25 protein-coding genes are annotated in these 23,546 nt (G+C 68.6%); 14 read left to right on the forward strand and 11 right to left on the reverse strand.

Going from position 1 to position 23,546, the window contains the following annotated elements; genetic code table 11:
• Positions 1–67 precede the first annotated feature (67 nt).
• The 4 genes from FHS44_RS06265 to FHS44_RS06280 all read left to right on the forward strand — a co-directional run bounded on the left by FHS44_RS06265 (position 68) and on the right by FHS44_RS06280 (position 2,954).
• Positions 68–247, forward strand: a complete 180-nt coding sequence (locus FHS44_RS06265; protein ID WP_184712888.1) for a (2Fe-2S)-binding protein — start codon at positions 68–70, stop codon at positions 245–247.
• 15 nt (positions 248–262) lie between these two features.
• Positions 263–745 carry a bacterioferritin gene (gene bfr, locus FHS44_RS06270; protein WP_184712889.1) on the forward strand — a complete coding sequence of 161 codons (483 nt, stop codon included), beginning with the start codon at positions 263–265 and terminating at the stop codon, positions 743–745.
• A gap of 259 nt (positions 746–1,004) precedes the next feature.
• Positions 1,005–1,673 carry a response regulator transcription factor gene (locus tag FHS44_RS06275; protein WP_012888073.1) on the forward strand — a complete coding sequence of 223 codons (669 nt, stop codon included), beginning with the start codon at positions 1,005–1,007 and terminating at the stop codon, positions 1,671–1,673.
• Positions 1,674–1,676: 3 nt separating this feature from the next.
• A complete protein-coding gene (locus FHS44_RS06280) occupies positions 1,677–2,954 on the forward strand; it encodes an ATP-binding protein (protein WP_184712890.1) in 1,278 nt (425 codons plus the stop codon).
• A gap of 1 nt (position 2,955) precedes the next feature.
• On the opposite strand, the gene FHS44_RS06285 is transcribed toward FHS44_RS06280, so the two are convergent.
• A complete protein-coding gene (locus FHS44_RS06285) occupies positions 2,956–3,441 on the reverse strand; it encodes a GtrA family protein (RefSeq protein WP_184712891.1) in 486 nt (161 codons plus the stop codon).
• A 388-nt stretch (positions 3,442–3,829) separates the two neighbouring features.
• On the opposite strand from FHS44_RS06285, the gene FHS44_RS06290 reads away from it, so the two are divergent.
• Both FHS44_RS06290 and purE read left to right on the forward strand, forming a co-directional pair.
• Complete coding sequence (locus FHS44_RS06290; RefSeq protein WP_246435309.1) at positions 3,830–4,915, forward strand: 5-(carboxyamino)imidazole ribonucleotide synthase; 1,086 nt, start codon at positions 3,830–3,832, stop codon at positions 4,913–4,915.
• A 43-nt stretch (positions 4,916–4,958) separates the two neighbouring features.
• Positions 4,959–5,462 carry a 5-(carboxyamino)imidazole ribonucleotide mutase gene (gene purE, locus FHS44_RS06295; RefSeq protein WP_184712893.1) on the forward strand — a complete coding sequence of 168 codons (504 nt, stop codon included), beginning with the start codon at positions 4,959–4,961 and terminating at the stop codon, positions 5,460–5,462.
• A gap of 187 nt (positions 5,463–5,649) precedes the next feature.
• Here purE and FHS44_RS06300 read toward each other — a convergent pair whose 3' ends face one another.
• The 3 genes from FHS44_RS06300 to FHS44_RS06310 form a co-directional block, all read right to left on the reverse strand.
• Entirely contained in the window at positions 5,650–6,186 is a 537-nt protein-coding gene (locus FHS44_RS06300; protein WP_184712894.1) for a histidine phosphatase family protein, read from the reverse strand.
• Positions 6,187–6,266: 80 nt separating this feature from the next.
• A complete protein-coding gene (locus FHS44_RS06305; protein ID WP_184712895.1) occupies positions 6,267–7,487 on the reverse strand; it encodes an MFS transporter in 1,221 nt (406 codons plus the stop codon).
• A 180-nt stretch (positions 7,488–7,667) separates the two neighbouring features.
• Entirely contained in the window at positions 7,668–8,486 is an 819-nt protein-coding gene (locus FHS44_RS06310) for an alpha/beta fold hydrolase (RefSeq protein ID WP_184712896.1), read from the reverse strand.
• Positions 8,487–8,723: 237 nt separating this feature from the next.
• On the opposite strand from FHS44_RS06310, the gene FHS44_RS06315 reads away from it, so the two are divergent.
• The 4 genes from FHS44_RS06315 (at position 8,724) to FHS44_RS06330 (ending at position 11,725) form a co-directional block, all read left to right on the forward strand.
• Complete coding sequence (locus FHS44_RS06315; RefSeq protein ID WP_184712897.1) at positions 8,724–8,960, forward strand: DUF397 domain-containing protein; 237 nt, start codon at positions 8,724–8,726, stop codon at positions 8,958–8,960.
• An 88-nt stretch (positions 8,961–9,048) separates the two neighbouring features.
• The gene (locus FHS44_RS06320; RefSeq protein WP_184712898.1) at positions 9,049–10,542 is read left to right on the forward strand and encodes an alpha/beta fold hydrolase; all 1,494 of its coding nucleotides are present in this window, start codon (positions 9,049–9,051) and stop codon (positions 10,540–10,542) included.
• Positions 10,543–10,709: 167 nt separating this feature from the next.
• The gene (locus FHS44_RS06325; protein ID WP_184712899.1) at positions 10,710–11,537 is read left to right on the forward strand and encodes a helix-turn-helix domain-containing protein; all 828 of its coding nucleotides are present in this window, start codon (positions 10,710–10,712) and stop codon (positions 11,535–11,537) included.
• A complete protein-coding gene (locus tag FHS44_RS06330; RefSeq protein ID WP_184712900.1) occupies positions 11,522–11,725 on the forward strand; it encodes a DUF397 domain-containing protein in 204 nt (67 codons plus the stop codon). The genes FHS44_RS06325 and FHS44_RS06330 overlap by 16 nt, the downstream gene beginning before the upstream one ends.
• A gap of 84 nt (positions 11,726–11,809) precedes the next feature.
• Here the strand turns inward: FHS44_RS06330 and FHS44_RS06335 are convergent, their stop codons facing one another.
• Entirely contained in the window at positions 11,810–13,111 is a 1,302-nt protein-coding gene (locus FHS44_RS06335; protein ID WP_221460524.1) for a UDP-glucose dehydrogenase family protein, read from the reverse strand.
• Positions 13,112–13,281: 170 nt separating this feature from the next.
• On the opposite strand from FHS44_RS06335, the gene FHS44_RS06340 reads away from it, so the two are divergent.
• Complete coding sequence (locus FHS44_RS06340; RefSeq protein WP_184712902.1) at positions 13,282–14,445, forward strand: acyl-CoA dehydrogenase family protein; 1,164 nt, start codon at positions 13,282–13,284, stop codon at positions 14,443–14,445.
• Positions 14,446–14,558: 113 nt separating this feature from the next.
• On the opposite strand, the gene FHS44_RS06345 is transcribed toward FHS44_RS06340, so the two are convergent.
• Positions 14,559–15,761 (reverse strand): helix-turn-helix domain-containing protein, encoded by a 1,203-nt coding sequence (locus FHS44_RS06345; protein ID WP_184712903.1) that lies wholly within the window; start codon positions 15,759–15,761, stop codon positions 14,559–14,561.
• Positions 15,758–16,054 carry a putative quinol monooxygenase gene (locus tag FHS44_RS06350; RefSeq protein ID WP_246435092.1) on the reverse strand — a complete coding sequence of 99 codons (297 nt, stop codon included), beginning with the start codon at positions 16,052–16,054 and terminating at the stop codon, positions 15,758–15,760. The genes FHS44_RS06345 and FHS44_RS06350 overlap by 4 nt, the downstream gene beginning before the upstream one ends.
• A gap of 186 nt (positions 16,055–16,240) precedes the next feature.
• Between FHS44_RS06350 and FHS44_RS42265 the strand changes: the two genes are divergently transcribed.
• Positions 16,241–16,615 (forward strand): ATP-binding protein, encoded by a 375-nt coding sequence (locus FHS44_RS42265; RefSeq protein ID WP_376771576.1) that lies wholly within the window; start codon positions 16,241–16,243, stop codon positions 16,613–16,615.
• Between the two features lie 331 nt (positions 16,616–16,946).
• On the opposite strand, the gene FHS44_RS06360 is transcribed toward FHS44_RS42265, so the two are convergent.
• Positions 16,947–18,869: a hypothetical protein gene (locus FHS44_RS06360; RefSeq protein ID WP_184712905.1), complete on the reverse strand. Its 1,923-nt coding sequence runs from the start codon at positions 18,867–18,869 to the stop codon at positions 16,947–16,949.
• A 262-nt stretch (positions 18,870–19,131) separates the two neighbouring features.
• Positions 19,132–19,476, reverse strand: coding sequence for a hypothetical protein (locus FHS44_RS06365; RefSeq protein ID WP_184712906.1), 345 nt, complete (start codon positions 19,474–19,476; stop codon positions 19,132–19,134).
• A 433-nt stretch (positions 19,477–19,909) separates the two neighbouring features.
• On the opposite strand from FHS44_RS06365, the gene FHS44_RS06370 reads away from it, so the two are divergent.
• The gene (locus FHS44_RS06370) at positions 19,910–20,686 is read left to right on the forward strand and encodes a hypothetical protein (RefSeq protein WP_184712907.1); all 777 of its coding nucleotides are present in this window, start codon (positions 19,910–19,912) and stop codon (positions 20,684–20,686) included.
• Between the two features lie 6 nt (positions 20,687–20,692).
• On the opposite strand, the gene FHS44_RS06375 is transcribed toward FHS44_RS06370, so the two are convergent.
• The gene (locus FHS44_RS06375) at positions 20,693–21,109 is read right to left on the reverse strand and encodes a GlcG/HbpS family heme-binding protein (protein WP_221460349.1); all 417 of its coding nucleotides are present in this window, start codon (positions 21,107–21,109) and stop codon (positions 20,693–20,695) included.
• 264 nt (positions 21,110–21,373) lie between these two features.
• Here FHS44_RS06375 and FHS44_RS06380 point away from each other — a divergent pair, with 264 nt between their 5' ends.
• Positions 21,374–22,585: a multidrug effflux MFS transporter gene (locus FHS44_RS06380; protein ID WP_184712908.1), complete on the forward strand. Its 1,212-nt coding sequence runs from the start codon at positions 21,374–21,376 to the stop codon at positions 22,583–22,585.
• On the opposite strand, the gene FHS44_RS06385 is transcribed toward FHS44_RS06380, so the two are convergent.
• Positions 22,521–23,459, reverse strand: coding sequence for a glycerophosphodiester phosphodiesterase (locus tag FHS44_RS06385; protein WP_184712909.1), 939 nt, complete (start codon positions 23,457–23,459; stop codon positions 22,521–22,523). The two genes, FHS44_RS06380 and FHS44_RS06385, sit on opposite strands and share 65 nt — an antisense overlap.
• Positions 23,460–23,546 lie beyond the last annotated feature (87 nt).

Here is a 23,546-nt window from a genome sequence, read left to right on the forward strand (position 1 = left end):
ACTGAATAAGTTATGTTAGGTATGCCTTACCTAGTTGTAGAGCATTCGAGAAAGGCCTGCTCCCGCCGTGTATGTCTGCGTCTGCCGCGCTGTCACCGAGAACGAGGTGCATGACTGCATAGCGGCCGGAGCCAAGAGCGCACGTCAGGTCCGTGACCGGACCGGCGCCGGCGCCGACTGCGCAACTTGTGTGCGGAAGATCTGTGCGATCCTGAAGCGGTCTGAAGACTTGCTGCCGACCGCTTAGCACGAGGAGCCCGCCATGCAGGGCGACAAGAAGATCATAGAATTGTTGAACGAACAGCTCACGGCAGAGCTGACCGCGATCAACCAGTATTTCCTGCACGCGAAGATGCAGGAGAACTGGGGATACACCAGACTCGCGAAGTACACCCGCGAAGAGTCCATCGACGAGATGCGCCACGCGGAGAAGCTGACGGATCGCATCCTCTTTCTCGAAGGCCTGCCCAACTACCAGAGGCTCGGCACGCTGCACATCGGTCAGACCGTTGAGGAGCAGCTCCGAGCCGACCTCAACGTCGAGCTTGAGGTCGTCACCCGGTTGAAGCCCGCCATCATCTTCATGCGCGAGAAGGGCGACGCCACCTCCGCGCGCCTCTTCGAGGAGATCCTTGAGGATGAGGAGCACCACATCGACTACCTGGAGACGGAGCTGGGGCTGATCAGCAGCCTCGGCGAGCAGCTCTACCTGGCTCGCTACGCCGAGCCGCCGTCGGCTTCCTGAGGCCGATGGCCCGAACACGCCCACCGAATCCCTTTCGGCGGGCGTGTTCTGTTTTGTCGGAAATATTTGAGGGAAGGGTTTGCGGGTCTGCCTTTTCAAGGCAGTTCCGAGGCGGGAGCGCTACCGCGAGCACTCCTGCCGTTGCGGGACGACTATCCGGGATTTATCAGTGTTTGCCCAGGTCAATGGATAGGTCAATGACGAGTCAAACCGCGCGCTGTACCCGGGAAACGATCCCTTAAGGTCCTACGATCGCAACATGACCTGTGTACTTCTCGCCGAGGACGATACCTCGATCTCCGAGCCACTGGCGCGTGCGCTGCGTCGGGAGGGCTACCAAGTCGAGGTGAGCCCCGACGGCCCGCAGGCCCTGGAACGGGCGCTGTCGGGTGGCATCGACTTGATTGTTCTTGACCTGGGCCTTCCTGAGATGGACGGCCTGGAAGTCGCAAGACGCATACGCGCTGAGGGGCACGGCACTCCCGTGCTCATCCTCACCGCCCGTGTCGACGAGGTCGACACCGTGGTCGGCCTCGACGCCGGGGCCGACGACTACGTCACCAAGCCGTTCAGGCTGGCCGAACTCCTGGCCAGGGTCCGCGCGCTGCTACGGCGTGGCACCTCCGAGACGCCCGTCGTCCAGGGGGTGCGCATCGACGCCGACTCCCGCCGCGCGTGGATGGGCGACAAGGAGCTCCATCTGACGACCAAGGAGTTCGACCTGCTGCGTGTCCTGGTCCGCGACGCCGGGAAGGTGGTCACCCGCGAGCAGATCATGCGCGAGGTGTGGGACACCAACTGGTGGGGCTCGACCAAGACCCTGGACATGCACATCTCGTGGCTCCGCCGCAAGCTGGGGGACGACGCCGCCAAGCCGCGCTACATCACAACGGTGCGAGGGGTTGGCTTCCGCTTCGAACGCGAGTAGGGAATGCGCCGCCGCCTGCTCTCGTCAACCCTGCTTGTCGCCGTCATCGGGGTGTTGCTGCTGGGCATCCCCCTGGGCGTCGCGGTAAACCGGCTGATCGAGGAAGAGGCGACCCAGGAGCTTTCCTCCCAGGCCAAAAGCCTGCTGGGGGAGGTGGAGTATGCCCGGATCCAGGACCAGCCCATCGATCCGGAGCAGCTCAAGCGCAAATACCCCGACCGATATATCCAAGTCTACGCGAAAGGGACTCCCCCCCAGGTGACGATGGTGGGGACCGAGCCCCCCGACAATCGCAAGATGACCCAGGACGCACAGTCAGAGAACGGCGTGTACGTCGCGGTCAGCCGGGACAAGACCCAGGTGGAGCGGGAGGTCAGGGCATGGCTCCTGCTCATCCTGGCACTGGCCGCCGCGGCCCTCGCGGTCGCGGTCGGACTCGCGGTCGTGCAGTCACGCCGTCTGACACTGCCGCTCAGCGACCTGGCCATGATCGCCGAGCGGCTGGGCTCCGGCGACGCCAGACCAAGTAAGCACCGCTACGGCATCCAGGAGCTCGACCGGGTCGCCGAGGTGCTGGACCGCAGCGCCACCCGCATCTCGGACCTGCTGGCCAGGGAACGGGAGTTCGCGACGGACGCCTCGCACCAGCTCCGCACCCCTCTCACAGGTCTGACCATGCGGCTTGAGGAGATCGTGGCGGCCGCGCACGAGCCGGGAATCGTCAAGGAGGAGGGCGAGGCGGCCATCGTGCAGGCGGAGCGGCTCACGGCGGTGATCGACGAACTGCTGGCGGCGGCCAGAAGACAGCGGCAGGCGCAGGCGGACGCCGTCGCCCTTGACGACGTGCTCGACCAGCAGTTCATCGAGTGGGGCCCGGCCTTCCGCAGGGTGGGGCGGAAGCTGAAGCTGTCCGGGACACGCGGTCTGCACGCGCTGGGCACCAGCGGCGGCGTCAGCCAGGTGATCTCCACGCTGCTGGAGAACTCCCTCGAACACGGCGGCGGCACCGTGACGGTCACGACCAGCGACAAGGACAGATCGATCGTGATCGAGGTCGCCGACGAGGGACAGGGCGTCTCGGACGAGCTGGCGGGACGGATCTTCGAACGGAACGTCAGCGGGGCGGGCGGCACCGGGCTGGGACTGACCCTGGCACGGGCGCTGGCCGCCGCGGACGGCGGCCGTCTGGAACTCGTCCGTCCCCGTCCCGCGGCCTTCGCGCTGTTCCTGCGTCAGGTGGACGACACCACGAGAAACCGCGTGGTCAGCGGCCCCGCGTGACTCAGACGACCCGCCTGGTCTCGCCGGGAAGCTCCCTGGGCACCTCTTCGGTGACCTCCACGACGGCCAGGAAGACCCACTTCTTGTAGGACCAGAAGCGGAACAGCGTCCCCAGGCCGGTGCCGACCAGGTTCGCGATGTTCGTGCTCAGCGGGTCGGTCAGGCCCAGCGTGTACTGGGTGAAACCGATGCACAGCAGGCCGATCAGCAGGCCGATCCCGTTGAGCAGGAAGAACAGGAAGTACTCCCTGGCCATCCCGCTCTGCTCGCGGTGCCTGAAGGTCCACAGGCGGTTGCCCAGGTAGGCGAAGGAGGCGGCGGCGACCGTGGAGAGGACCTTGGAGGTCAGCGGTCCCCAGTGCAGGCCGTAGTGGAACAGGTTGAAGCCACCGGTGTCGATGACGAAGGCGATCGCCCCGATGATCCCGAACTTGGCCAGTTCACGGATCAGATCGGCGAGCCGCTCGTAGGCACGTCGCAACTGCACGTCTCCCGCACGGTCCTTTCCGGATTGGCTGAGGCCGCCGCTTGGGGAGGACCTCGGACATCGTTCTGTCAGGCTACCGGCGCACCCGCTCGTCCCGTGTTTCGGTTGACCAGATGTTCCGCAATCAGTCAGTTAGCGGTGTTTCAAGAAATATCGGATTTAAGGCGATAAATCTAGGCATCTGACGTTACTCCCATCCGGAACGTCACACCTGGCACTCGCGGCAAAAGCGCGACCGGCCCCGCGCCGTACCCGGGGGCGCGGGGCCGGTGCCCCCTGCCGGTTCCCGTGCGGCGGGCCGGTAAACTCGACCGACGTGAGCAGCCCTTCCCCGGTCAGTCCCATCGGTCCCGTCGTCGGCATCATCGGAGCAGGTCAGCTGGCCCGGATGACTCAGCAGGCGGCCATCGCCCTCGGGATCGAGCTGCGGGTGCTGGCCAACTCCCTCGGCGAGAGCGCGGCCAGAGTGATCGCCGACACCCGACTCGGCGACTACCGCGACCTCGCGGTCCTGCGCGACGTCGCCAAGGGGTGCGACGCCATCACCTTCGACCACGAACACGTGCCGACCGAGCACGTCCGTGCACTGACCGAGGACGGCTTCGCCGTACACCCCGGGGCCGAGGCGCTCGTGCACGCGCAGGACAAGGCCGTGATGCGCGAGCGGCTGACCGAAATAGGCGCTCCCTGCCCGCCGTGGCGGCGGATCGCCTCCGCCCAGGACGTGACGGGGTTCGCCGCCGAGCACGGCTGGCCGGTCGTGCTCAAGGCGGTGCGCGGCGGCTACGACGGCCGGGGCGTGTGGGTCTGCCGGTCGGCGCAGGACGCCGCCGAGGTGCTGGCCAGCGGGGTGCCGCTGATGGCCGAGGCGTTCGTGCCGTTCGAGCGCGAGCTGGCCGTCCTGGTCGCCAGGTCGCCCCACGGGCAGGGCGTCAGCTACCCCGTCGTCGAGACCGTCCAGCGCGACGGCATCTGCGTCGAGGTGCTCGCCCCGGCCCCCGGGCTCGACCCCGAGCGGGCCGCCGAGGCGCAGCGGATCGCCCTGAAGATCGCCCACGAGCTCGGCGTGACCGGGCTGCTGGCCGTCGAGATGTTCGAGACCTCCTCGGGGCTTGTCGTCAACGAGCTGGCCATGCGCCCGCACAACAGCGGCCACTGGACCATCGACGGCGCCCGCACCTCCCAGTTCGAGCAGCACCTGCGGGCCGTGCTCGACCTGCCGCTCGGCTCGCCCTCGATGGCGGCCCCCGTCGTGGTGATGGCCAACCTCCTGGGCGGCGACGACCCGGACCTGTTCTCCCGCTACGAGCACGTCATGGCGCACGACCCGGGAATCAAGATCCACTTCTACGGCAAGGACGTACGGCCCGGCCGCAAGATCGGCCACGTCACCGCCCTCGGCACCGACCTGGACGAGGTCAGGGAGCGTGCCCGGCACGCCGCGGTCTACCTGACCGAGGGCCGCTACACGTGAACAACCGTGAGCGCGGTCGCCGACCGCGAGGCGAGGAGAGAGCATGACCGCTGTCGGTATCGTCATGGGCAGCGACTCCGACTGGCCGGTGATGCGGCTGGCCGCCGAGGCGCTCGCCGAGTTCGACGTCGCCTTCGAGGCCGACGTGGTCTCCGCGCATCGCATGCCCGAGGAGATGATCGCGTACGGCAAGCAGGCGGCGGGCCGTGGCCTGAAGGTGATCATCGCGGGGGCCGGGGGCGCCGCCCACCTGCCCGGCATGCTCGCCTCGGTGACCCCGCTGCCGGTGATCGGCGTGCCGGTGCCACTGAAGTATCTCGACGGCATGGACTCGCTGCTCTCGATCGTCCAGATGCCCGCGGGGGTTCCGGTCGCGACCGTCGCCGTCGGGGGCGCGCGCAACGCGGGGCTGCTGGCCGTACGGATCCTGGCGGCTTCTGACGAGGGGCTGCGGGCCCGGATGGAGGGCTTCCAGGAGTCGCTGCGGGACCAGGCCCACGCCAAGGGCGCCAAGCTGCGCGCCGAGGCCGCCTCTCTCGGTTCCTGAGCCCCGGCTCTCCTCCTTCGCGTCGCGTTGGGGATATCTCCGACCTCAGGGGGAAGGGGATGACTCCCGGCGGGGGCGAGGAAGGAGGAGAGCGATGAGAAACGCGATACGGACGGCCCTTGGGGTGACGGTCCTGGTCCTGGGGGTTCTCGGCAGCATGGGAGCCGGAGGCCGTCACTCCCTCACCTCAGGGCAGGCGGTACTCCCAGCCCTCGCGCCAGGCGAAGTCGGCGACGGCCAACTCCTCCAGCGGCCTACCCTCAACGAGATGGTCGAACGCCCAGCGAGTCGCCACGTGGCCGATCACCAGCACCCTGGAGCCCGCCCAACGCGGTGACAGGTCGCCAAGGAAGCCGCCGACCCGCCGCACCGCCTGCCGCCAGCTCTCCCCACCGGGGTAGGGCCGGTCGAGATAGGCCGACCGCTCGCCGTGCACCTCGGCGGCGGGTCCGCCGTTCCAGTCGCCGTAGTCGCACTCCCGAAGCCGCCAGTCGTGCAGGATCGGGACACCGCTGTCACCGAAGGCGAGCCGGGCGGTCTCGGCCGCCCGGGCGAGATCCGAGGTGAAGACGGCCGCGAACCCGTCCGCGCGCCGCCGCTCACCCAGCTCCGCGGCCAGTGCGCGGCCGCGTTCGGACAGCTTCCCGGGTAACCAGCCGGTGGCCACACCCCGCTCGTTGTCCTCGCTGGTCGAATGGGTCTCGAACACGAGATCAACTGGCATGTGGCCATACTTCAGGCTTCACCCGGATGAGGGAAGCACCCGCGCACCTCGGGAGGTGGCGCGGGCGCGGGGGAAACGGACTAGCGGGAGTCTGTCGAGGCGGGTGGGGGAGGGGCGGAGCCGTACAAGAAAGCGGCGGCGACGCAGAGGTACGGCGCGGCGAAAAGCGCGAAGATCATGCCATGTGTGGCGAAGGGTGACAGAGCGGCGTAGACGCCGTAGACCACCACCGTGCCCGCGTCCATGCCGATGCCTGCCAGTGAGGTCACCGTGGCGCGGCTCGGTCCGGTGATCCGCCGTTGGAGGCGGGCGTCGGCGATCACGCTCGCCAGCTGGAACACGCAGAAGCCCGCGCCGACCGCGACCAGCCCCGCGGGACTTCCCGTCAGCGCCCCGGCCGCCATGACGAGCGAGGCCACGGCCAGCACCACGGCGAAGGCCCTGACCGGCATCCTGTTCGCCGCCCCGGCCAGCAGGCCGCCGATCGCGACGCCGCCCCAGACGATCAGTACGAGCAGTGGCACGGTCGCCTCGGAGACGCCGGTCGCCGCCGCGAGCAGCGGGACGTACTCCTCAAGACCGCCCCAGACCGCCGTCACCACCGCGACGAGCAGCAGGGCGCCCCTGACCGGCCGATTGTGCCGGACCTCGTTCAGGCCCGCCCGCAGCACGGCGACATACCGTCCTGTTTCCTCGTCGTCCTGTACGGCTGCCGCCCGGTGCTCGGGCAGTGCCGTACCGGCCAGGGCGCACAGCACGCAGGTCAGCACGCTCGCCACGCCGAGAGCGAAGTAGCCGCCGACGGCCAGCACCGGGGTCGCGACCGCGGTGGCCGCCGCGACGGCGACGAGCCCGATGGCGCGGACCCGGCCCATCACCGTGACGTAGCGCTCGGCCTCACCGAGATGGTCGAGCTCCTCGTAGACGAGCGCCTCCATCGAGCCGGAGCGGAGCGAGGCCCCGGCGTTCCAGAGGACGAACCCGAGCGCGAACGACCAGTAGGCCGGGACCAGGAACCACAGGGCGAAGCCCGCCGCCGACAGCAGCGGACCGACCGAGAGCAGCACGCGGCGGGAGACGGCGTCGGCCCACGCTCCCGAGGGGATCTCCAGCAGCATGCCGGAGGCGGCGCCGATGACGAACAGCGAGGAGATCTCGGGAACCGACAGGCCGTTGTCGGCGAACAGCAGAGCATAGACCGGATAGAGGAGGACGAAGTCCTCAAGGGCGGCGTAGACGTAGAGGGGCCGGGTCAGCCGTTTCACACGGGCGCCGGACGCCCGTGGAGAAAGTGCGATCATGAGGTCTTTCCACGAGACGAGATGGGGTGGGGCTCCAGGTGCTCGGAAGCGCCAGGTGGCCCACGGCATCCGCTCTCGGTTCGACCTCTGGTCGTTCATCAATGTCGCCAGATCATGCGAGGAGTATAGGGACGCCCTGCCCGCGTCCGCCTTCCGGTTTTTCCCCGCCCCGGTGGTCCCTCAGCCCTTGATCAGGTCAAGGATGTCGTTGTTCAGCCGCTCGCTGTGGGTGGCGAACAGGCCGTGGCCGCCCGTGGGGTACTCCTTGTAGACGCAGCCGGGCACGAGCTCCGCGGTGCGCCTGCCGGTCATCTCGACGATCGCGGACTGGTCGGCCGTGCCGTGCACCACCAGCGTGGGGACGGTGATCGCGCGCAGCCCCTCGCGGTGGTCGGCGTGGAAGGTCGCACGCCACACCTCGACCGTCGCCCACGGCGCGGTCTCCAGACACTGCCGCATCGTGAGGTCGATCAGCGCGGGCGAGACGTCGTTGCCCAGGTGGGTGGCGTAGAACCCCTGCGCCCGCTGGGCGAACCAACTGGGCCTGTCCGTCCTGAACTGGGCGACCGCCGCCTCGCACAGTGCCTCGGGCGCGCCCTGCGGGTTGTCGTCCGTCAGCTTCAGGAACGGCAGCACCGCCGAGACGAACGCGACCCGCGAGACCCGCTCCTCACCGTGCCTGACCAGGTAACGCGCCACCTCGCCGCCACCGGCCGAGTGCCCGACCAGGGTGATCCCCCGCAGGCCGAGGTGCTCGATCAGGGCGGCCAGGTCGTCGGCCCTGGTGTCGATGTCGTATCCCGTCGAGGGACGGTCGGAACGGCCGTGCCCGCGCCTGTCGAGAAGAACGCACCGGTAGCCCCGGTCCACGAAGAACGGCACCTGGTACTCCCACATGTCCGTTCCCAGCGCCCAACTGGCCACGAACACGATCGGCGCGCCGGTGCCGTAGTCCTCGTAGGCGAGGCGGGTGCCGTCGGTGGTCTCGAAGTATGGCATTTCGGTCTCCTTTGGATTTGCGCTGATCAGAACGCTATCGAGGTCCTTTTCTGGCGGAATCAGTCGTTCCTTAGGTAATTCCGCCAGGCTTCTCTCCGGTGGTGGTCGGCGATGCGGATACTGTGTGCGGGAATCCGACGCGTGCGGGGGACGCCACCGGCCATCCTGTGAAGCGGAAGATCTCCGTGCGGAGGCGCCCCGGGGCGGGCGCCGACCTGACAGCGAAGGTGATGAGAGATGGATGTTGACCTGAGCAAGGCCGTCTGGCGCAGGGCGGTCACCACCGACGACCCGGCCGAGGACTGCGTCGAGGTGGCCGTGATCGACCCCGTCGACTCCGGCCACAAGGCGAACCTCGGCTCGCTGTACGTGCTGCGCGACTCCAAGAACCCCGAGGGCCCGAAGCTCTTCTTCACCCGCTCGGAGTGGGAGGCCTTCGTGGGCGGCGTGAAACTCGGCGAGTTCGACAACTGACAGGCGGCGTGCCCTTTTCTGAACCCCGGGCGCCGGAGTGGGAGTTTGGGTCTGGTGGAAAAGTGGGCGAACATCAACAATCCCGATCGTGAACTTGACGTCGATCACCCTCGCCCTGTCCATCGCCCTGTCGGGCGTCACCACTCCGACTCCCGCCCCCGTCGCTCCCGCCTGGTGTCCTGAAATTTCCGGTCACCGGGTGGAGTGCGGGACGCTGCCCCGGCCCCTCGTGCAGGGGAGGCCGGACCTGGGTTCCGTCAGCGTCGCGTACGCGTGGATCCTCAGGCGGGAGTCGGCGAAGCCTCCCAGGGGGACGATCCTCGCCAATCCCGGTGGTCCGGGAGGGCAGGCGATCGCCCAGCACGGGACCTTCACCGGCCTGCTCGGCGGGCTGCTCACCAACCACGACCTGCTGCTCGTCGATCCCCGGGGCGTCGGCCAATCGGATGCCCTGACCTGCGGCGTCCCCGCGGGTGTCGTGGTGACCGAGCCACGGGAGGGCCTGTTACGCCTGGTCGGCAGGTGCGCGGACAACCTTGGTCCCCGGGCCGCGGGCTACACCTCGGCCGCGACCGCCGACGACCTCGACGCGGTCAGGGCGACCCTGGGCATCCCCAAGGTCATGCTGTACGGCCTGTCCTACGGCACCTATCTCCTGCCGGTCTACGCCCAGCGGTATCCGGGGCGGGTCCAGTCGGCCGTGTTCTCCGCCGCCTACCCGATCGACCTCGACCCGCTGGGCAGGGAGAGCGCCCAGGCCGTCTCCCTGACGCTGCGGCGGATCTGCCAGCGGAGCGGGGCCTGTGACGGGGAGCGGGCCGTACGGGACCTGGGGAGGGTGGCCGCCCGGCTGCGGGCCGTACCGGCTCGGGTGCCTCTGACCGTCGGCGGGCAGAACAGGTGGGTCTCCCTCACCGAGGACAGGTTCGCGCAGCTCGTCTACTCCTCGGCCAGCGTCGCCGTCGGGGCGGTGCCCTCCGAGGTCCCGGTGGTCGGCAGGCTGCCCAGGGCGCTGCGCGGTGCGGCGCGGGGCGATGACCGCGAGCTGGTCGCCCTGATGGGGGAGATCATGGCCGGGGACCTGGCGGCCTACGAGGGCATGGACATGGGCATCGCGGCCACCGTCTCGTGCAACGACTACCCCCGCCCGTGGCCGGTCGAGGCCCCGCTCGCCGAACGGCGCCGCCTCTTCGAGCGCGCGGTCGAGCGGGCCAGGCCCGGTGAGTTCGGCGCGTTCGACCCCCTGGGATTCGCCAGGGCGCAGGCCGACGCGGGGGACTACTGCCTGCGCTGGCCCGCCAGGGGGACCGGCAGGCCGTACGTCTCGACCGGGCGTTTCCCCGACGTGCCGGTGCTGGTGCTCAACGGCGACCTGGACGGCATCACCGCTGAGGCCAACGGGCGCAAGGCCGCCGCGCAGTTCCGCAGGGGGGTCTTCGTGCCCGTGCCCAACGTGGGTCATGTGTCCGAGTTCGAGCCCAGCGGATGTGTGACGGGCATCGTGGGCGGCTTCCTCCGCGACGGCCGGACGGGGGACACCTCGTGCCTGGCGGCCATCCCGCCGGTCAAGGTCCTCGGGTGATCTCCGGGGTTTCGCTTTGCTGATCTTGACGTGTTTTGGGGATGCGCTTCCAAACGAGTCGGCGTCACATTACCGTGCGTGATGCAGTTGTCACTGAAGGCATGACCGTGTCCCATCGTGACCGGTCATGCCGTGATGCCGGTGTGAGACGTAAGACAGGAGTTCGGATGCCACCGTCGCGTGAGCTCGACAGCAGGTCAGGCCCGCTGGCGTTCTTCGCCGCAGAGCTTCGCCGCCTGCGCGACCAGGCCGGGTGGACGCAGGAGCAGCTCGCAGAGGCGATCTCCTCCTCCGTCTCCCTGGTCGGGATGGTCGAGACCGCCAAGCGCAATCCGTCGCGTGACTTCATCGAGCGCTGTGACCGGATGCTCAACACCGAGGGAACCCTCATGCGGATCTGGCCGATCCTCAGCCAGGCCGCCTACCCCGCCTGGTTCCGCCCGTGGGTGGAGATCGAACGCAGGGCGCACGTCCTGAAGAACTGGCAGCCGCTGGTGTTCCCCGGCATGTTGCAGACCCCCGACTACGCCCGTGCCCTGCTGAAAGGCAGGCGGACGCTGACGGAGGAGAGGATCGAGGAGCTGGTCGCCGCCAGGATCGAACGCCAGGGCCTGCTGCACGGCGCCAATCCGCCCCTGCTGTGGGTGGTGCTCGACGAGAGCATGCTCTACCGGCGGATCGGCAGCCCCGAGATCATGCGCGGCCAGATCGCGGCCGTCATCGCGGCGATGGAGAACAGACACATCTCCATCCAGGTGATGCCCGGGGACGTCAGCGTCACGGCCGGTCTGAGCGGGGCCTTCGTCATCGCCGGAATCGAGGGCAGTACGGACACGGCCTATGTGGAGTGCGCGATCGAGGGACGGGTAACGGATCATCCGCGTGACGTGGCGGAGGTCAGCAGACGCTACGAGGAGCTTCGCACCGAGGCCATGTCCCCGGCGGCGAGCATCGAACTCATGACGAAGGTGATGGAGACATGGAAGCAGACCTGAGCGGGGCCGTGTGGCGTAAGGCGTCGCTGAGCAGCGACAACGGCGGCGAGTGCGTCGAGATGGCCACGGTCGGTCCGGTGTTCGCCCTGCGCGACTCGAAGGACCCCGACGGTCCGAAACTGCTCTTCGGTCGTACGGCGTGGCGGACGTTCGTCGGTGAGATCAAGCTCGGCGTGTTCGACGTCTGATCAGTCGGCCCCCTGGCGCCAGTCTCTCCGGATTTTTCGGGGTTTTTCCCGGCTTTCCGGTGGCGCAGGGGGCCGTCGCGTCCGTCAGGGGCGTCCCAGGGCGCGGTAGTGCCAGCCCGCCTCGCGCCAGATCTCCGCGTCGAGGGCGTTACGGCCGTCAACGATCTTGCGCCTCGCGACCACCGACCCGAGGGCCTCGGGATCGAGGTCGATGAACTCCTGCCACTCGGTCAGCAGCAGCACCACGTGGGCGTCCTTGGCCGCTTCGAGGGCGGACTCGCCGTAGGAGAGCTGCGGGTGGGCCCGGCGGGCGTTCTCCTGGGCGGCGGGGTCGTAGACGGTGACCCGGCCCCCCTGCTGGCTGATCGTGACGGCGACGTCGAGGGCGGGCGAGTCGCGGATGTCGTCGGAGTTCGGCTTGAACGCGGCACCGAGGACGGTCACCGTACATCCGTGGAAGGAACCGCCGGTCAGCTCGCGGGCCAGGTCGACCATGCGGGCGCGGCGGCGCATGTTGATCGCGTCCACCTCGCGCAGGAAGGTCAGCGCCTGGTCGGCGCCGAGCTCCCCGGCGCGGGCCATGAAGGCGCGGATGTCCTTGGGCAGGCAGCCGCCGCCGAAGCCCAGGCCCGGGTTGAGGAACTTGCCGCCGATCCGGTCGTCGAAGGACAGCGCCAGCGAAAGCTGCTTGACGTCGGCGTGCGCGGCCTCGCAGACCTCGGCCATCGCGTTGACGAAGGAGATCTTGGTGGCGAGGAAGGCGTTGGCGGCGACCTTGACCAGCTCGGCGGTGGGGTAGTCGGTGATCACCAGGGGGGTCTGGCGTTCGAGCATGGAGGAGTAGACCTCGCGCATGATCTTCTCGGCCCTCTCCGAGGCGACGCCGAGCACGATCCGGTCGGGGTACAGCGTGTCCTTCACGGCGAAGCCCTCGCGCAGGAACTCCGGGTTCCAGGCCAGTTCGGCGCCCGAGCCGATGGGAGCGAGTCGCGTGAGTTTCTCGGACAGCCGTTGCGCGGTGCCCACCGGGACCGTCGACTTGCCGATCACCAGGCACTCACGTTCCAGGAACGGCGCCAGCGACTCGATCGCGGCGTCCAGGTAGGAGACGTCCGCGCCGTACTCTCCGGGTTTCTGGGGGGTGCCGAGGCACAGGAAGTGCACATCTCCGAAGGCCGCGGCCTCCTCGTAGGAGGTCGTGAAGCGCAGTCGCCCGTTGGCGAGGTTGCGCCGGAGAATCTCCTCAAGGCCGGGTTCGTAGATGGGCAGATCCCCAGCCTGCAGGCGGGCGATCTTCTCCGCATCCACGTCGACGCCGAGGACTTCGAAGCCCAGCTCCGCCATGCATGCCGACGTCGTCGCACCCAGGTATCCGGTTCCCACCATCGTCAGGCGGTAGGCCACTGGTGTTCCTTTCGGTTTCTGCCCGATTCTGTGCCGTCAGAGTAGCGTCATCCCCTTGTCTGTACTCTCTCGCCACCTGCACAAACATCTGGCCAGGCGGTTCTCCCACCCTGGAGCGGTCCATATTTTGTTGGACGTCCTAGTATTTCTCCATGAGCTTCCCTCTCTACGCGCTGCCCGAAGAGCACCAGATGCTCCGGGAGACCGTCCGTGACCTAGCCGACGAGAAGATCGCTCCCCGGGCCGCAGAGGCCGACGAGACAGGGGAGTTCCCCTGGGACGTCTACAAGGCGCTCGTCGCGGCCGACCTGCACGCCGTACACGTGCCGGAGGAGTACGGCGGAGCCGGGGCGGACGCGCTCGCGGCCGTCATCGTCATCGAGGAGGTCGCGCGGGCGTGCGCCTCGTCCTCGCTGATCCCCGCGGTCAACAAGCTGGGGACCGTCCCGCTGCTGCTGTCGGCCTCCGAGGAGCTCAAGCAGCGCTACCTGCCGCCGGTCGCGCGGGGGGAGGCGATGTTCTCCTACGCCCTGTCCGAGGCGGAGGCGGGCAGCGACGCCGCGGCGATGAAGACCCGCGCCGTGGCCGACGGCGACCACTACGTGCTCAACGGCGCGAAGATGTGGATCACCAACGCCGGGGTCTCCGAGTACTACACGGTCATGGCCGTGACCGAGCCGGGCGCGGGCGCCAGGGGCATCTCCGCGTTCGTCGTGGAGAAGTCCGACGAGGGCGTCAGCTTCGGCGCCAAGGAGCGCAAGCTCGGCATCAGGGCCTCCCCGACCCGCCAGGTGATCTTCGAGGATGTCCGCATCCCGGCCTCCCGGATGATTGGCGCCCCCGGCACCGGCTTCAAGACCGCGCTGGCCACCCTGGACCACACCCGCGTCACGATCGCCGCCCAGGCCCTCGGCATCGCCCAGGGGGCGCTGGACTACGCGATCGGCTACGTCAAGGAGCGCAAGCAGTTCGGCAAGCCCGTCGCCGACTTCCAGGGCCTGCAGTTCATGATCGCCGACATGGCGATGAAGCTGGAGGCGGCAAGGCAGCTCACCTACGCCGCCGCCGCGAGGTCCGAACTGGCCATGCACGGCGAGCCGCAGAAGGACCTCACGTTCATCTCCAGCGCCGCCAAGTGCGCCGCCTCGGACGCGGCCATGGAGATCACCACCGACGCGGTCCAGCTCCTGGGCGGGTACGGCTACGTGAGCGACTACCCGGTGGAACGCATGATGCGCGACGCCAAGATCACCCAGATCTACGAGGGCACCAACCAGATCCAGCGCCTGGTGATGGCTCGCCAGCTGTTGAAGTAGGTCGTTGAACAGCGAAGACCCGCTCCTCTGAGGTGCGGAGCGGGCTTTCGCCACTCCTGGGCAGACCTCGCTGGATAACTTCGCGTTCTTGGGGTGCGAGACGGTTTCGAGGGTTACGTCCCGACTCTGTCGGCGAGGGCTCGTAGGTTGGGCGAGGGCGGGTCCTGCATGGTCAGTAGGTCGGAGACCAGTCTGCGGACGGTACGGTGGCCGCGGATCTGCTCCGGGGTGATCGCCTCCGCCGCGAGCAACGCCGAGACGGCCTCGTCGATCTGGCGGCGCTGCGCGTGCGCGCGGGCGAGTTCGATATGGAGGCGGGTACGGCGTTCGCCTGAAAGCACGGAGACGTCCACCTTCGACCCGGCCCGCAGGGCGTGACCGGCGTCGCCGAGTTCGACCGCCACGCTCACCTCGTGCAGGGCGACGTTGGCCGGGCCGAACTCGGTGTTGTGGTCGTTGCGGCCCTCACCGACCCGTTCGGCGATCTCACGCGCTCTGTCCAGATGCCGGTAGGCGGTGTCGGCGTCGTTGACCAGGGACGCGGCCACCGCGCGTTGCAGGGTGAGGGCACCCCACAGGGACATGGCCTCCGGCCTGCCCGCCTCGACGAGAGGCCACAGCGCGTGCGAGGCCGTACGTGCCGTCTCCTCCACCTGGTCGAGGTGACGGGCTCCCATGAAGACGAAGCCGAGCCGGAAGGCGCCGGCCGCGACCAGAAGCGGGTCTCCCGTCCGTTCGGCCGCGACGATTGCCCGGTCTGCGGCGATCCACGCGGCCTCGGGTTCTCCGAGTTTGGCGAGTGCCGCTGAACACGCCTGGTAGGTCGCGGCGAGCAGTTCGAAGAATTCGGCTGCTCGCCCTTCCTGGGCCGACCGGACGGCGGTCTCCAACGTGGGGACCAGCTCATGGAGAAGCCGGGTCAGCTCCGTGTACCGACTCTCATGGGTCAGTTCCCAGGCCCGCTCGACCTGCGGTCTGATCTCCTCAGCGGGTGGCGCGGAGACCGGATGCAACATCGCCCGCAGGGCGTGGGTGCCCGAGAGGAGGAGACGAAGGCTGGTCGCGTCCGGTATCTCCTCGTTGACGGCGGCGACCACCGGTGCTTCGGCGGCCAACTCCGACAGCGGCACGTCCAGGACCTCGGCGACCTTCTCCAGAACCGACATCCGGTCGACTTTCCGTACGCCGCGCTCCACCTGGGAGATCCAGGCGACCGACCGGTCGATCATCTTCGCCAGCTCGGGCTGTGACAGGCCGCGTCGTCTGCGTTCCTGGGCGATGCGGCGTCCCAGCGCCCGTTGATACTCGGTGCTCACTCTGTGGTTCCCTTACCGGCCTGCAGATGGAGAAAGTCGACCTCGACCGAGGTCAGGAGATCGTCACGAGCGTTCAGGAAGTGTCTGGTGTGCTCCTGCGCCTCGTGAGTGTCGAAGGCCACCCGGTCTTCATACAGCTCGTAGAAGATCCGCTGGAGCGGTTGTCCTTCGACCAGGTGTGTGGCGTACACCAGCGTCCCCGGTTCATTCTCGCGGATCTTCTCGACGATCTGGCCGGTCAGTTGGTCGAACGCCTCGGCGCTGGCCTGGTCTTTGCAGGTGAAACGCACCATAAGTCCGAACATGGATGCCTCCCTCGATCGCAGCAGTACTTATTGTGCGGCCCAAGTATCTCAAGTGGCTTGTACTTAAAGTACTGTACCCGTACTTTAAGTATCAGCCTACTGGTGGCAACTTCTCTGACCTGCGTGATCGTGAGGTGAGCTGACTTGATTCCACCCCAAGCCCGCTGGGACGTCGTGGACGGATGGCAGCGGGCTTTCCCCGGCACGAGAGAACAGGTGGGCCAGGCCCGTCGCTTCGTCAGGGCATGTCTTCCTCATCACCCAGACGCCGAACTCGTCGCCAGCGAACTCGCCACCAATGCCGTCGAGCACACTCGCACCGGTGAGCCTGGTGGAATCTTCACCGTCCTTGTACGGCTCCGCGCCGATGGCACCGCCTATCTCGCGATCGAAGACCAGGGTGGGTCCGCCGTGTTCGGTGTCCGCACTCCCGGCAGGGAAGGGGGACGGGGACTTCACCTCGTCGCGGCTCTCACCCTCTCCTGGGGAGTCAAAGGTGACGCTGCCAGCCGTACCGTCTGGGCCGAACTGCCTGCGCCCCTCCCATGACACAGGTCCCCCCGCTCCTCCGTGGGCGCCGAACCACTATCACCCAGGAACTGGCGGTCCGTATCGCCAACCTCCCGGCCAGACCCCGACCATGGCGATGATCCGTCACTCCCACGCGATCACACCGGCTTGTCCCGTCGCGTGCCTCAGGCCGGTGCTGTCGGCCAGGGCCTACAACCCCCTCAGCCAAGCGGGCACGGTCGCGGAGGTGGTCAGGTTGTGGCGCACCGGTGACCTCTGTCGAGTCTGGGGGCTGGGGCCTCGGCGCATCGGTGAGATTGAGATGGTTCTGATCGTCACCGGTCTGGCGACGCCCCATGGTTGATCACGGCTATGGCTTCCGAGGGAGTCCGGCGGTGAGGGCGAGGAGGGTGCAGGCTGCGGTTGTTGCGGCTGGTAGGTGCCAGGGGAGGGCGCCGTCTTTGGTGACGGCGATGAAGAAGAGGGCGTGCCAGGTGGTGGTGGCGATCACGAGGGCGGTCATGGTGAGGAGGGGGATCGTTAGGTGCCATCGGGGGGTGCTGAGCCAGGTGGTCAGGAGCAGGATGAGCACTCCTGCGAGGCCGAACAGGGTCAGCCAGGTGCCGAGTCTGGTTCGGGGGGTCGCGGCGTCGATCCAGCCGCTGCCCGGGATGGTGGTTTCCAGGACGGGAAGGGTCGCGTAGGCCGCGCGGGCGACCTGTGGATACTGCCCTCGGGTGTCGCTGACGACCACGAGCAGGTTCCTGGTCTGTTCTGTACGGCCCCGGCCCACCTGGCTGGTCAGGGTGCGGAGGCCGTACCAGACCTGAAGCTCCTGCAGCCTGCTGTCCTCGGGGTTCACGGGGGCCGGGGTGGTGGTGCACGGGAGTTTCAGCGTCCGGAGGGTTCCGCATGGGCCGATGAGCGTCGCGTGCTCGCCGTTCTCGCTGGTCAGCAGTACCGCGAGCGCCGAGGAGGCGGGAAGGGCCCGGGAGAACGCCTCCAGGTTCGGGTGCTCTGCCGTACGCACGACAAGGAGAGTGTCACCGATGCGTCGCTCCGTCGCCAGGGCGGCTCTCGCCGTCTCGCCGAGGTGTCCCTCCCAGATCTGGAGGAGGGTCACGGTCCCCAGCAGGATGATCAGCGCCGTGGACAGGCGCGCGAGCGGTTTGGGGTGTGCCGCGAGCCGTTGGCCGTCGATGAGAGCGGTCGTGAGGGAGGGCAGCAGGAGCCACATGCCGATGGTGCCGACGGCGAAGGTGATCAGTCCTCCGGTCGAGGGGACGTACTGGCTGAGGGCGATGGTCGCGACGGCGAGGGCACAGGCTACGAGGCGCCATCGCGGAACTGGGCGTGGTCGGGCGGCACTGACCTCTTCGGCCTCTCGGTCTCTTCCGGCATTTCGCTTCTTTTCGGAGTCCTGTTCCCCTCTGGCCTTCCGGTCGCTTTGTGCCTCGTGATCCTTGCCGATGTCCCGGTCGTTTTGGGCCGCGCGGTCTCTTTTCGTCTGTAGGAGCGTTACGAGTGCGAGGCCGGTGGCGAAGCTTGTGAGGAGGGTGGCGCAGGCGAGGGGCCAGGCGGCTCGGATGTCTGTGGAGTTCAGGATGTAGCCGGTGGCTGGGATGGGCAGGTCGGTGGATGCGGTCAGGATGAGGGGGAGGCTTCCTGCGGCGCTGCCGATCGCGAGTGGGGGAGCCTCCTTCAACGCTCCACGCTTACGGTTCCCGGTTCGTGAGGCGGTCGCCATGAGGGCCAGGGCGGGGAGCAGGGTGAGGGCGCCGAGGGCGAGGAGGACCTCGGGGAGGTCGCGTTGGTTCAGCGTCTCGACCAGGGGGAAGGGGCGGCCGAAGCCGCTGATCGGCAGCCACGAGTCCGTGTTCGGGGGCGCGGGTGGGCGGACGTAGGCGAGCCGTTCCGAGGGGGCGACAAGTCCTTCGCGCCCGATGAGCCCGCCGAACCGGCCGTAGCGGGTCCGGATGCCCTCCGCGGCGCCACGGCTCAGCAGTTCCGGCGAGAGCATCGCCTCTCCCGGTGCGGGCCAGCGGGTCAGGCCGGGAGGCGGCGGGGCCGAGGTGCCCAGAGGTTCGACGAGGACGACGCTGTGTTGGAAGTGGCCCACCGAGTCGAACCTTGACGACCACCAGGCGATGGCGTCCTGTGGTTCGGTGACGATCGGGCCGCGTGCCCGGTCTCTCGCCGCGCGTCCTTCGTAGGTCGCGACAGCGATCACCATGAGCGACGCGACCGTGGCCAGCACGCACGAGGCGACCATGAGCGCCCACCGGCGCGTCACGGGACGGCCTCCGGGCGCGACCCGTGATCGGTTCGTACGGCGCCGCCGAGGGGGGCCGGTTCCCAAGGGTCTTCTTGGCGCTTTCGCCGCCGCGGATGGAGACGGCCCTGACTTCCTCGGCGTCGGGAGAGGGGAGCCACTGTGAAGGGTGGCTCCCGGTCACCTTGTCGGTCGGTTTCCACGTGCCTCCCGCCGCTCTCCGAAGGCTGAAAGACGGAGGCCGGGACGGCGGAACCGGCCCGGCCAGGTCATGGGCTTCGGGTCAGGGGGCGACCCAGGGGCCGACGTCGTCGGCGGCGAAGTCGTTGTCGTCGATGGCGCGAAGCCTGATGATCTTCGAGCCGTGCGCCGAGTAGACGGTCCTCCGGTAGCCGCTGTGGTTCCAGAGGGTCCGCTTGGTGCCCGGGCTGCTCTGCCGGTAGTACTCGGCCTTCACCGGGTCGCCGTCGTCGCTGTTGTCCTTGACCGCGATCTTTCCCGGGTCGTTCTGGGCGGGTGCCCACGCGTGGGCGCCGCCGCCGTAGGAGCTGACCGCGACCGCGTTGGCGGTCGGGAGCGCGAGGCCGGCCACGAGCACCGCCCCCACGATCCATCTGACTCTCACCATGATTCCTCCGTAGCACCGATCTGGTCACGGAACCGCTCGAATCTGATTGGGAAGTGGCCCATTAAAAAGAGCGGTCACAATAACAATATGTTTTCGTTCCGTGCCGTCAAGGTGGTTCGCGCCGCCGAATTATGGCGTACGGCCTGGCCAGGAGGGTAGAAGTCAATTCCGGCGTATATTGCGCCGACTATTTCCGCATAAAAGGTGATTGGTTGTTCTCCGGCGGATGAAAGCGTTTCCCGTTCGGTGCGGGCCGTACGGCCAGGGCGGGGAGGGGGAGCGGCGCCGGTGATGAGCCGGATGTGTAGTCGCCGTTCGATCCGAAGGGAAATGTGCGGCGACGACTCGCTAAGGTTAGGCATTCGATCTTGTTGATTCCGGGAAGTGTCGCGTGTTACGTCCTTATCGTTTTGGTGTTCCCGCCCTGCTCGTCGTGGGCCTTTATCTTGTCGCGGTGGTGGTCGCCGTCGTGGTCGCCTGGACGGCCGGTGACCTCGGTGTGCTGTGGCGGTTGACGGTCTTCATGGAGGTGGAGGAGGTCACGGTGGTGACGTGGCCGAACGTGATCTCCCTGGTTCTGGCCGGGGCGGTGTGGGCCTGGGCGCTGTGGCAGGGGCTCCGTGGGCCGCTGGCGGGACCGTCGCCCGCGCTGGACCGGGACGAACGGCGGCTGAGGCTGGCGCTGTACGCCACGGCGGCGACCTGGCCGCTCTACTTTCTGGCGCCGTCCTGGACCTGGTGGATGGCGGTGCTCGACGCCACGCTGATGGTGGCGGTCGTGTGGTCGTTCCGGCCGGTGCTGACCCGCAACTTCAAGGCGGTCGACTATTTGTGGACCCTGGGCGTGGTGGGGTACGGAGGCGCCATCGTCGCCGAGACGCTCGACTTCTTCGGCCCGGGCGCGCCCGGCGAGATCGAGGCGATCTACGGCCTGGCGACGCTCGTCTGGGTGATGCTGGTCCTGCGGGCCCAGCGGATGGACGGTCGCTGGCGGCTGACCACCGTCCTGTACGGCGTCGCCGCCCTGCTGCTGCCCGCTCTCCTGCCCCTGGTCAGGCTCTTCACGGACGGGGAGGCCGTATACGGAGTCCTGGCGGTGGCCGAGGCCGTGAACATGGTCTGGCTGATCCGTTCCGCCCACGACCTCGCCGACCCCCGGCCAACGGCCGACCCCGCAAACCTGCTGACCGTCTCCGAGGAGAGCGCGTGAGGACGGTCAGGCGGTGGTGAGGACGGTGATGCCCGCTTTGGCGCACTGGACGTCCTGGATGGGGGTGGCGCCGCTGACGCCTATGGCACCGAGGAGGTCGCCGTCGTGTTCGAGGAGGAGGCCCCCCGGCAGGGTGGTCGGGCGGAAGGGGAGCTGGTCGCCCGCCAGGTCGAACACGTCGGGGTAGTTCTCCCTGAGGGCGGTCACGTCGGCGCTGTCGCGGCGGAAGGCGGCCGCCGTACGGGCCTTGCAGCGGGCGACCTCGGGGGTGAACCAGGTGGCCCCGTCGCCACGGACGACGAGGACGTCCCTGCCCAGGGCGTCGACGATCGCGACGCTGACCCGCAGGTCGTCCTGGGCGGCGTGGGCCAGCGCGGCCTCCGCCATCGCCCGCGCCTCGTCCAGCCTCAGTTCCCGTGCCACAGCCGGCCTCCCCTTCGTCCTGTTACGTAGAGCCTCACAGCGCCCTGCCGTACGGTCCCACTATGTAGGACATCGCAGCAAATGTCCTATACGACCGGACCCGGTGGGAATCGGGGGAATCGGCGTCGTGATACTGGTTCGTGGCTGTCGTTCCGTACCCGGGGTCTCGACGGCTCCGTGCGCGCGAACCGGAAGGAGATCCATGGACCTCGGCCCAGTCGGCACCCCGGACCGGGACGGACGGTATCAAGGAGGGCGGACGCGATGACGGTCGTCGAACGGCCCGTCGCGCTGTCCGGGTTCCGCAAGGTGCGGGTGCTGGCCACGCTCGGCGCCCTGTCGGCCTTCGGCCCGCTGTCGATGGACCTCTACCTGCCGGTTCTGCCCGAGCTGGGCAAGGCGCTGCGGACTACCGACGCCCTGGCCCAGATGACCATGTCGATGTGCATGGTCGGGCTGGCGCTCGGCCAGCTCCTGGCGGGCCCGATCAGCGACCGGATCGGCCGTCGCCGTCCGCTCCTGCTGGGCGTCGCGACGTACGCGGTGGCCTCGGTGCTGTGCGCGGTCGCCCCCGGCATCTGGTCGCTGATCGGCTTCCGTCTGATCCAGGGTCTTGCCGGGGCGGCCGGACTGGTCATCGCCAGGGCCATGGTCCGCGACCTGTTCGACGGCGACGAGGCGGCGAAGGTGTTCTCGCTGCTCATGCTGGTGGGTGGCCTGGCGCCGGTGGTCGCCCCGCTCGCCGGGGGCCAGCTTGCCCGCTTCACCGACTGGCGGGGCATGTTCGTCGCGCTCGCCGTCATCGGCGTGCTGCTGCTCCTGGTGGGCCTCACCCTGCCGGAGACGCTCGGCGAGCAGGCACGGCACACCGGCGGGCTGCGCGAGACGGGACGGCAGTTCACGGTGCTCGTGCGGGACCGGGTCTTCGCCGGGTACGCGCTGGTGTCGGCGCTGGCGGGCTGCTCGCTCTTCCTCTACATCACGCTCAGCCCGTTCGTGCTGCAGGAGAACTACGGGGTGAGCGCGCAGCTCTTCTCGGCGATCTTCGCGGCCAACTCCGTCGGGATCGTGATCGGCGGCAACGTCAACGGTCTCCTGGTCGGCCGGTACGGCGCACGCGGCATGCTGGGCGCGGGGCTCGTGGCCGGTCTGGTCGGATCGCTGGCGGCGCTCGCCGGGGTGCTCGCCGGTTGGGGTCTGTACGGCCTGCTGCCCGGCCTGTTCCTGGCGGTCTCAAGCATCGGCATGGTCATGCCGAACACCAACGCGCTGGCCATGACGCCGCACGGCGAGCGGGCCGGGACGGCCTCGGCGATGCTGGGGGTGCTGCAGTTCCTCCTCGGCGCCGCGGTGCCGCCGCTGGTCTCCCTGGCGGGCGCGAGCGCGCTGTCCATGACGCTGGCGATCTGCGTCACCTCGGTCGCGACGCTGGCCGTGCTGGTCGCGACGCTGCGGGTACGGCCCCGCGCCGTTTGAGTGAGGACGTGGCCCGGCGCTGTTTGGAGGAGGTCGTGGCCCGGCGTTGGGGGAGGGAGACCACCTCGCGCAGCACGTCGGGCCGGTTGGTGATGACGCCGTCGACCCCCTGGGAGATCACGCGGCGCATCGCCTCCTGGCTGTCGACGGTCCAGGTGAACACCTCCATGCGGTGCTCGTGGACACTCCTGACATAGCCGGGGGTGAGGTCACCGTACGGCGGATTGATCTGACGGGCGAAGCCCGACAGCTCGGCGAGGCGGGAGACGGGCGGCGTGCCGAGCAGGCCGACCGGGACCTGGGGCATGACACGGTGGAACGTCCGCATCGAGTCCCAGTCGAACGACTGCACGACGAGCCGTCCCGGGGTCAGCCAGGCGGGGTTGCGCCGCAGTTCGTCGGCGACGCGCTCCTCGATGCCCGGATACAGCTCCGGCGCCTTGACTTCGAGCAGCAGGCCGAGGCCGCCGCCGTCCATCGCGCGCAGCGCCTCGGCGAGGGTGGGCACGCGCTCGTCCCGGTACTTCGCGGCGAACCACGAGCCCGCGTCCAGCCTGCGGATCTCGGCGAGGGTGAGGTCCCTGACCCGCCACGGCGACCGGCCGGGGAAGACCCGCTCGGCGTCGGTGGTGCGGGTCAGGGTGGTGTCGTGCACCACGACCAGCTCGTGGTCCTTGCTCTCCTGGACGTCGAGCTCGAACAGGTCGGCGCGCTGGTCGCGGGCCAGTTCGAAGGCCGCGAGGGTGTTCTCCGGCGCGTACGCCGACGCCCCCCGGTGGGCGACGACGCTCACGGGCTGTACGGCGGAGGCCGGGACGGGCACCGTCACCAGGGCGACCACGGTGGCGGTGAAGAGGCCGAGTCGTCGGAACATGGGTCTCCTCGGTTCGGAGGGATGACCTACGATTCCAAGCTGACTGCGGCTTGTGACGCGGAGTTGATGAACAAGTGGACCGGCGAT

The organism is Streptosporangium saharense (assembly GCF_014203715.1).
Lineage (GTDB): Bacteria > Actinomycetota > Actinomycetes > Streptosporangiales > Streptosporangiaceae > Streptosporangium > Streptosporangium saharense.

Excerpts from the sequence above, each read along its gene's own strand:
- bfr (WP_184712889.1), top strand. The coding sequence starts at position 263 with ATGCAGGGCGACAAGAAGATCATAGAATTGTTGAACGAACAGCTCACG.
- FHS44_RS06275 (WP_012888073.1), top strand. The coding sequence starts at position 1,005 with ATGACCTGTGTACTTCTCGCCGAGGACGATACCTCGATCTCCGAGCCA.
- FHS44_RS06280 (WP_184712890.1), top strand. The coding sequence starts at position 1,677 with ATGCGCCGCCGCCTGCTCTCGTCAACCCTGCTTGTCGCCGTCATCGGG.
- FHS44_RS06290 (WP_246435309.1), top strand. The coding sequence starts at position 3,830 with ATGACTCAGCAGGCGGCCATCGCCCTCGGGATCGAGCTGCGGGTGCTG.
- purE (WP_184712893.1), top strand. The coding sequence starts at position 4,959 with ATGACCGCTGTCGGTATCGTCATGGGCAGCGACTCCGACTGGCCGGTG.
- FHS44_RS06300 (WP_184712894.1), bottom strand. The coding sequence starts at position 6,186 with ATGCCAGTTGATCTCGTGTTCGAGACCCATTCGACCAGCGAGGACAAC.
- FHS44_RS06305 (WP_184712895.1), bottom strand. The coding sequence starts at position 7,487 with ATGATCGCACTTTCTCCACGGGCGTCCGGCGCCCGTGTGAAACGGCTG.
- FHS44_RS06310 (WP_184712896.1), bottom strand. The coding sequence starts at position 8,486 with ATGCCATACTTCGAGACCACCGACGGCACCCGCCTCGCCTACGAGGAC.
- FHS44_RS06315 (WP_184712897.1), top strand. The coding sequence starts at position 8,724 with ATGGATGTTGACCTGAGCAAGGCCGTCTGGCGCAGGGCGGTCACCACC.
- FHS44_RS06325 (WP_184712899.1), top strand. The coding sequence starts at position 10,710 with ATGCCACCGTCGCGTGAGCTCGACAGCAGGTCAGGCCCGCTGGCGTTC.
- FHS44_RS06330 (WP_184712900.1), top strand. The coding sequence starts at position 11,522 with ATGGAAGCAGACCTGAGCGGGGCCGTGTGGCGTAAGGCGTCGCTGAGC.
- FHS44_RS06335 (WP_221460524.1), bottom strand. The coding sequence starts at position 13,111 with ATGGTGGGAACCGGATACCTGGGTGCGACGACGTCGGCATGCATGGCG.
- FHS44_RS06340 (WP_184712902.1), top strand. The coding sequence starts at position 13,282 with ATGAGCTTCCCTCTCTACGCGCTGCCCGAAGAGCACCAGATGCTCCGG.
- FHS44_RS06350 (WP_246435092.1), bottom strand. The coding sequence starts at position 16,054 with ATGGTGCGTTTCACCTGCAAAGACCAGGCCAGCGCCGAGGCGTTCGAC.
- FHS44_RS06365 (WP_184712906.1), bottom strand. The coding sequence starts at position 19,476 with ATGGTGAGAGTCAGATGGATCGTGGGGGCGGTGCTCGTGGCCGGCCTC.
- FHS44_RS06380 (WP_184712908.1), top strand. The coding sequence starts at position 21,374 with ATGACGGTCGTCGAACGGCCCGTCGCGCTGTCCGGGTTCCGCAAGGTG.
- FHS44_RS06385 (WP_184712909.1), bottom strand. The coding sequence starts at position 23,459 with ATGTTCCGACGACTCGGCCTCTTCACCGCCACCGTGGTCGCCCTGGTG.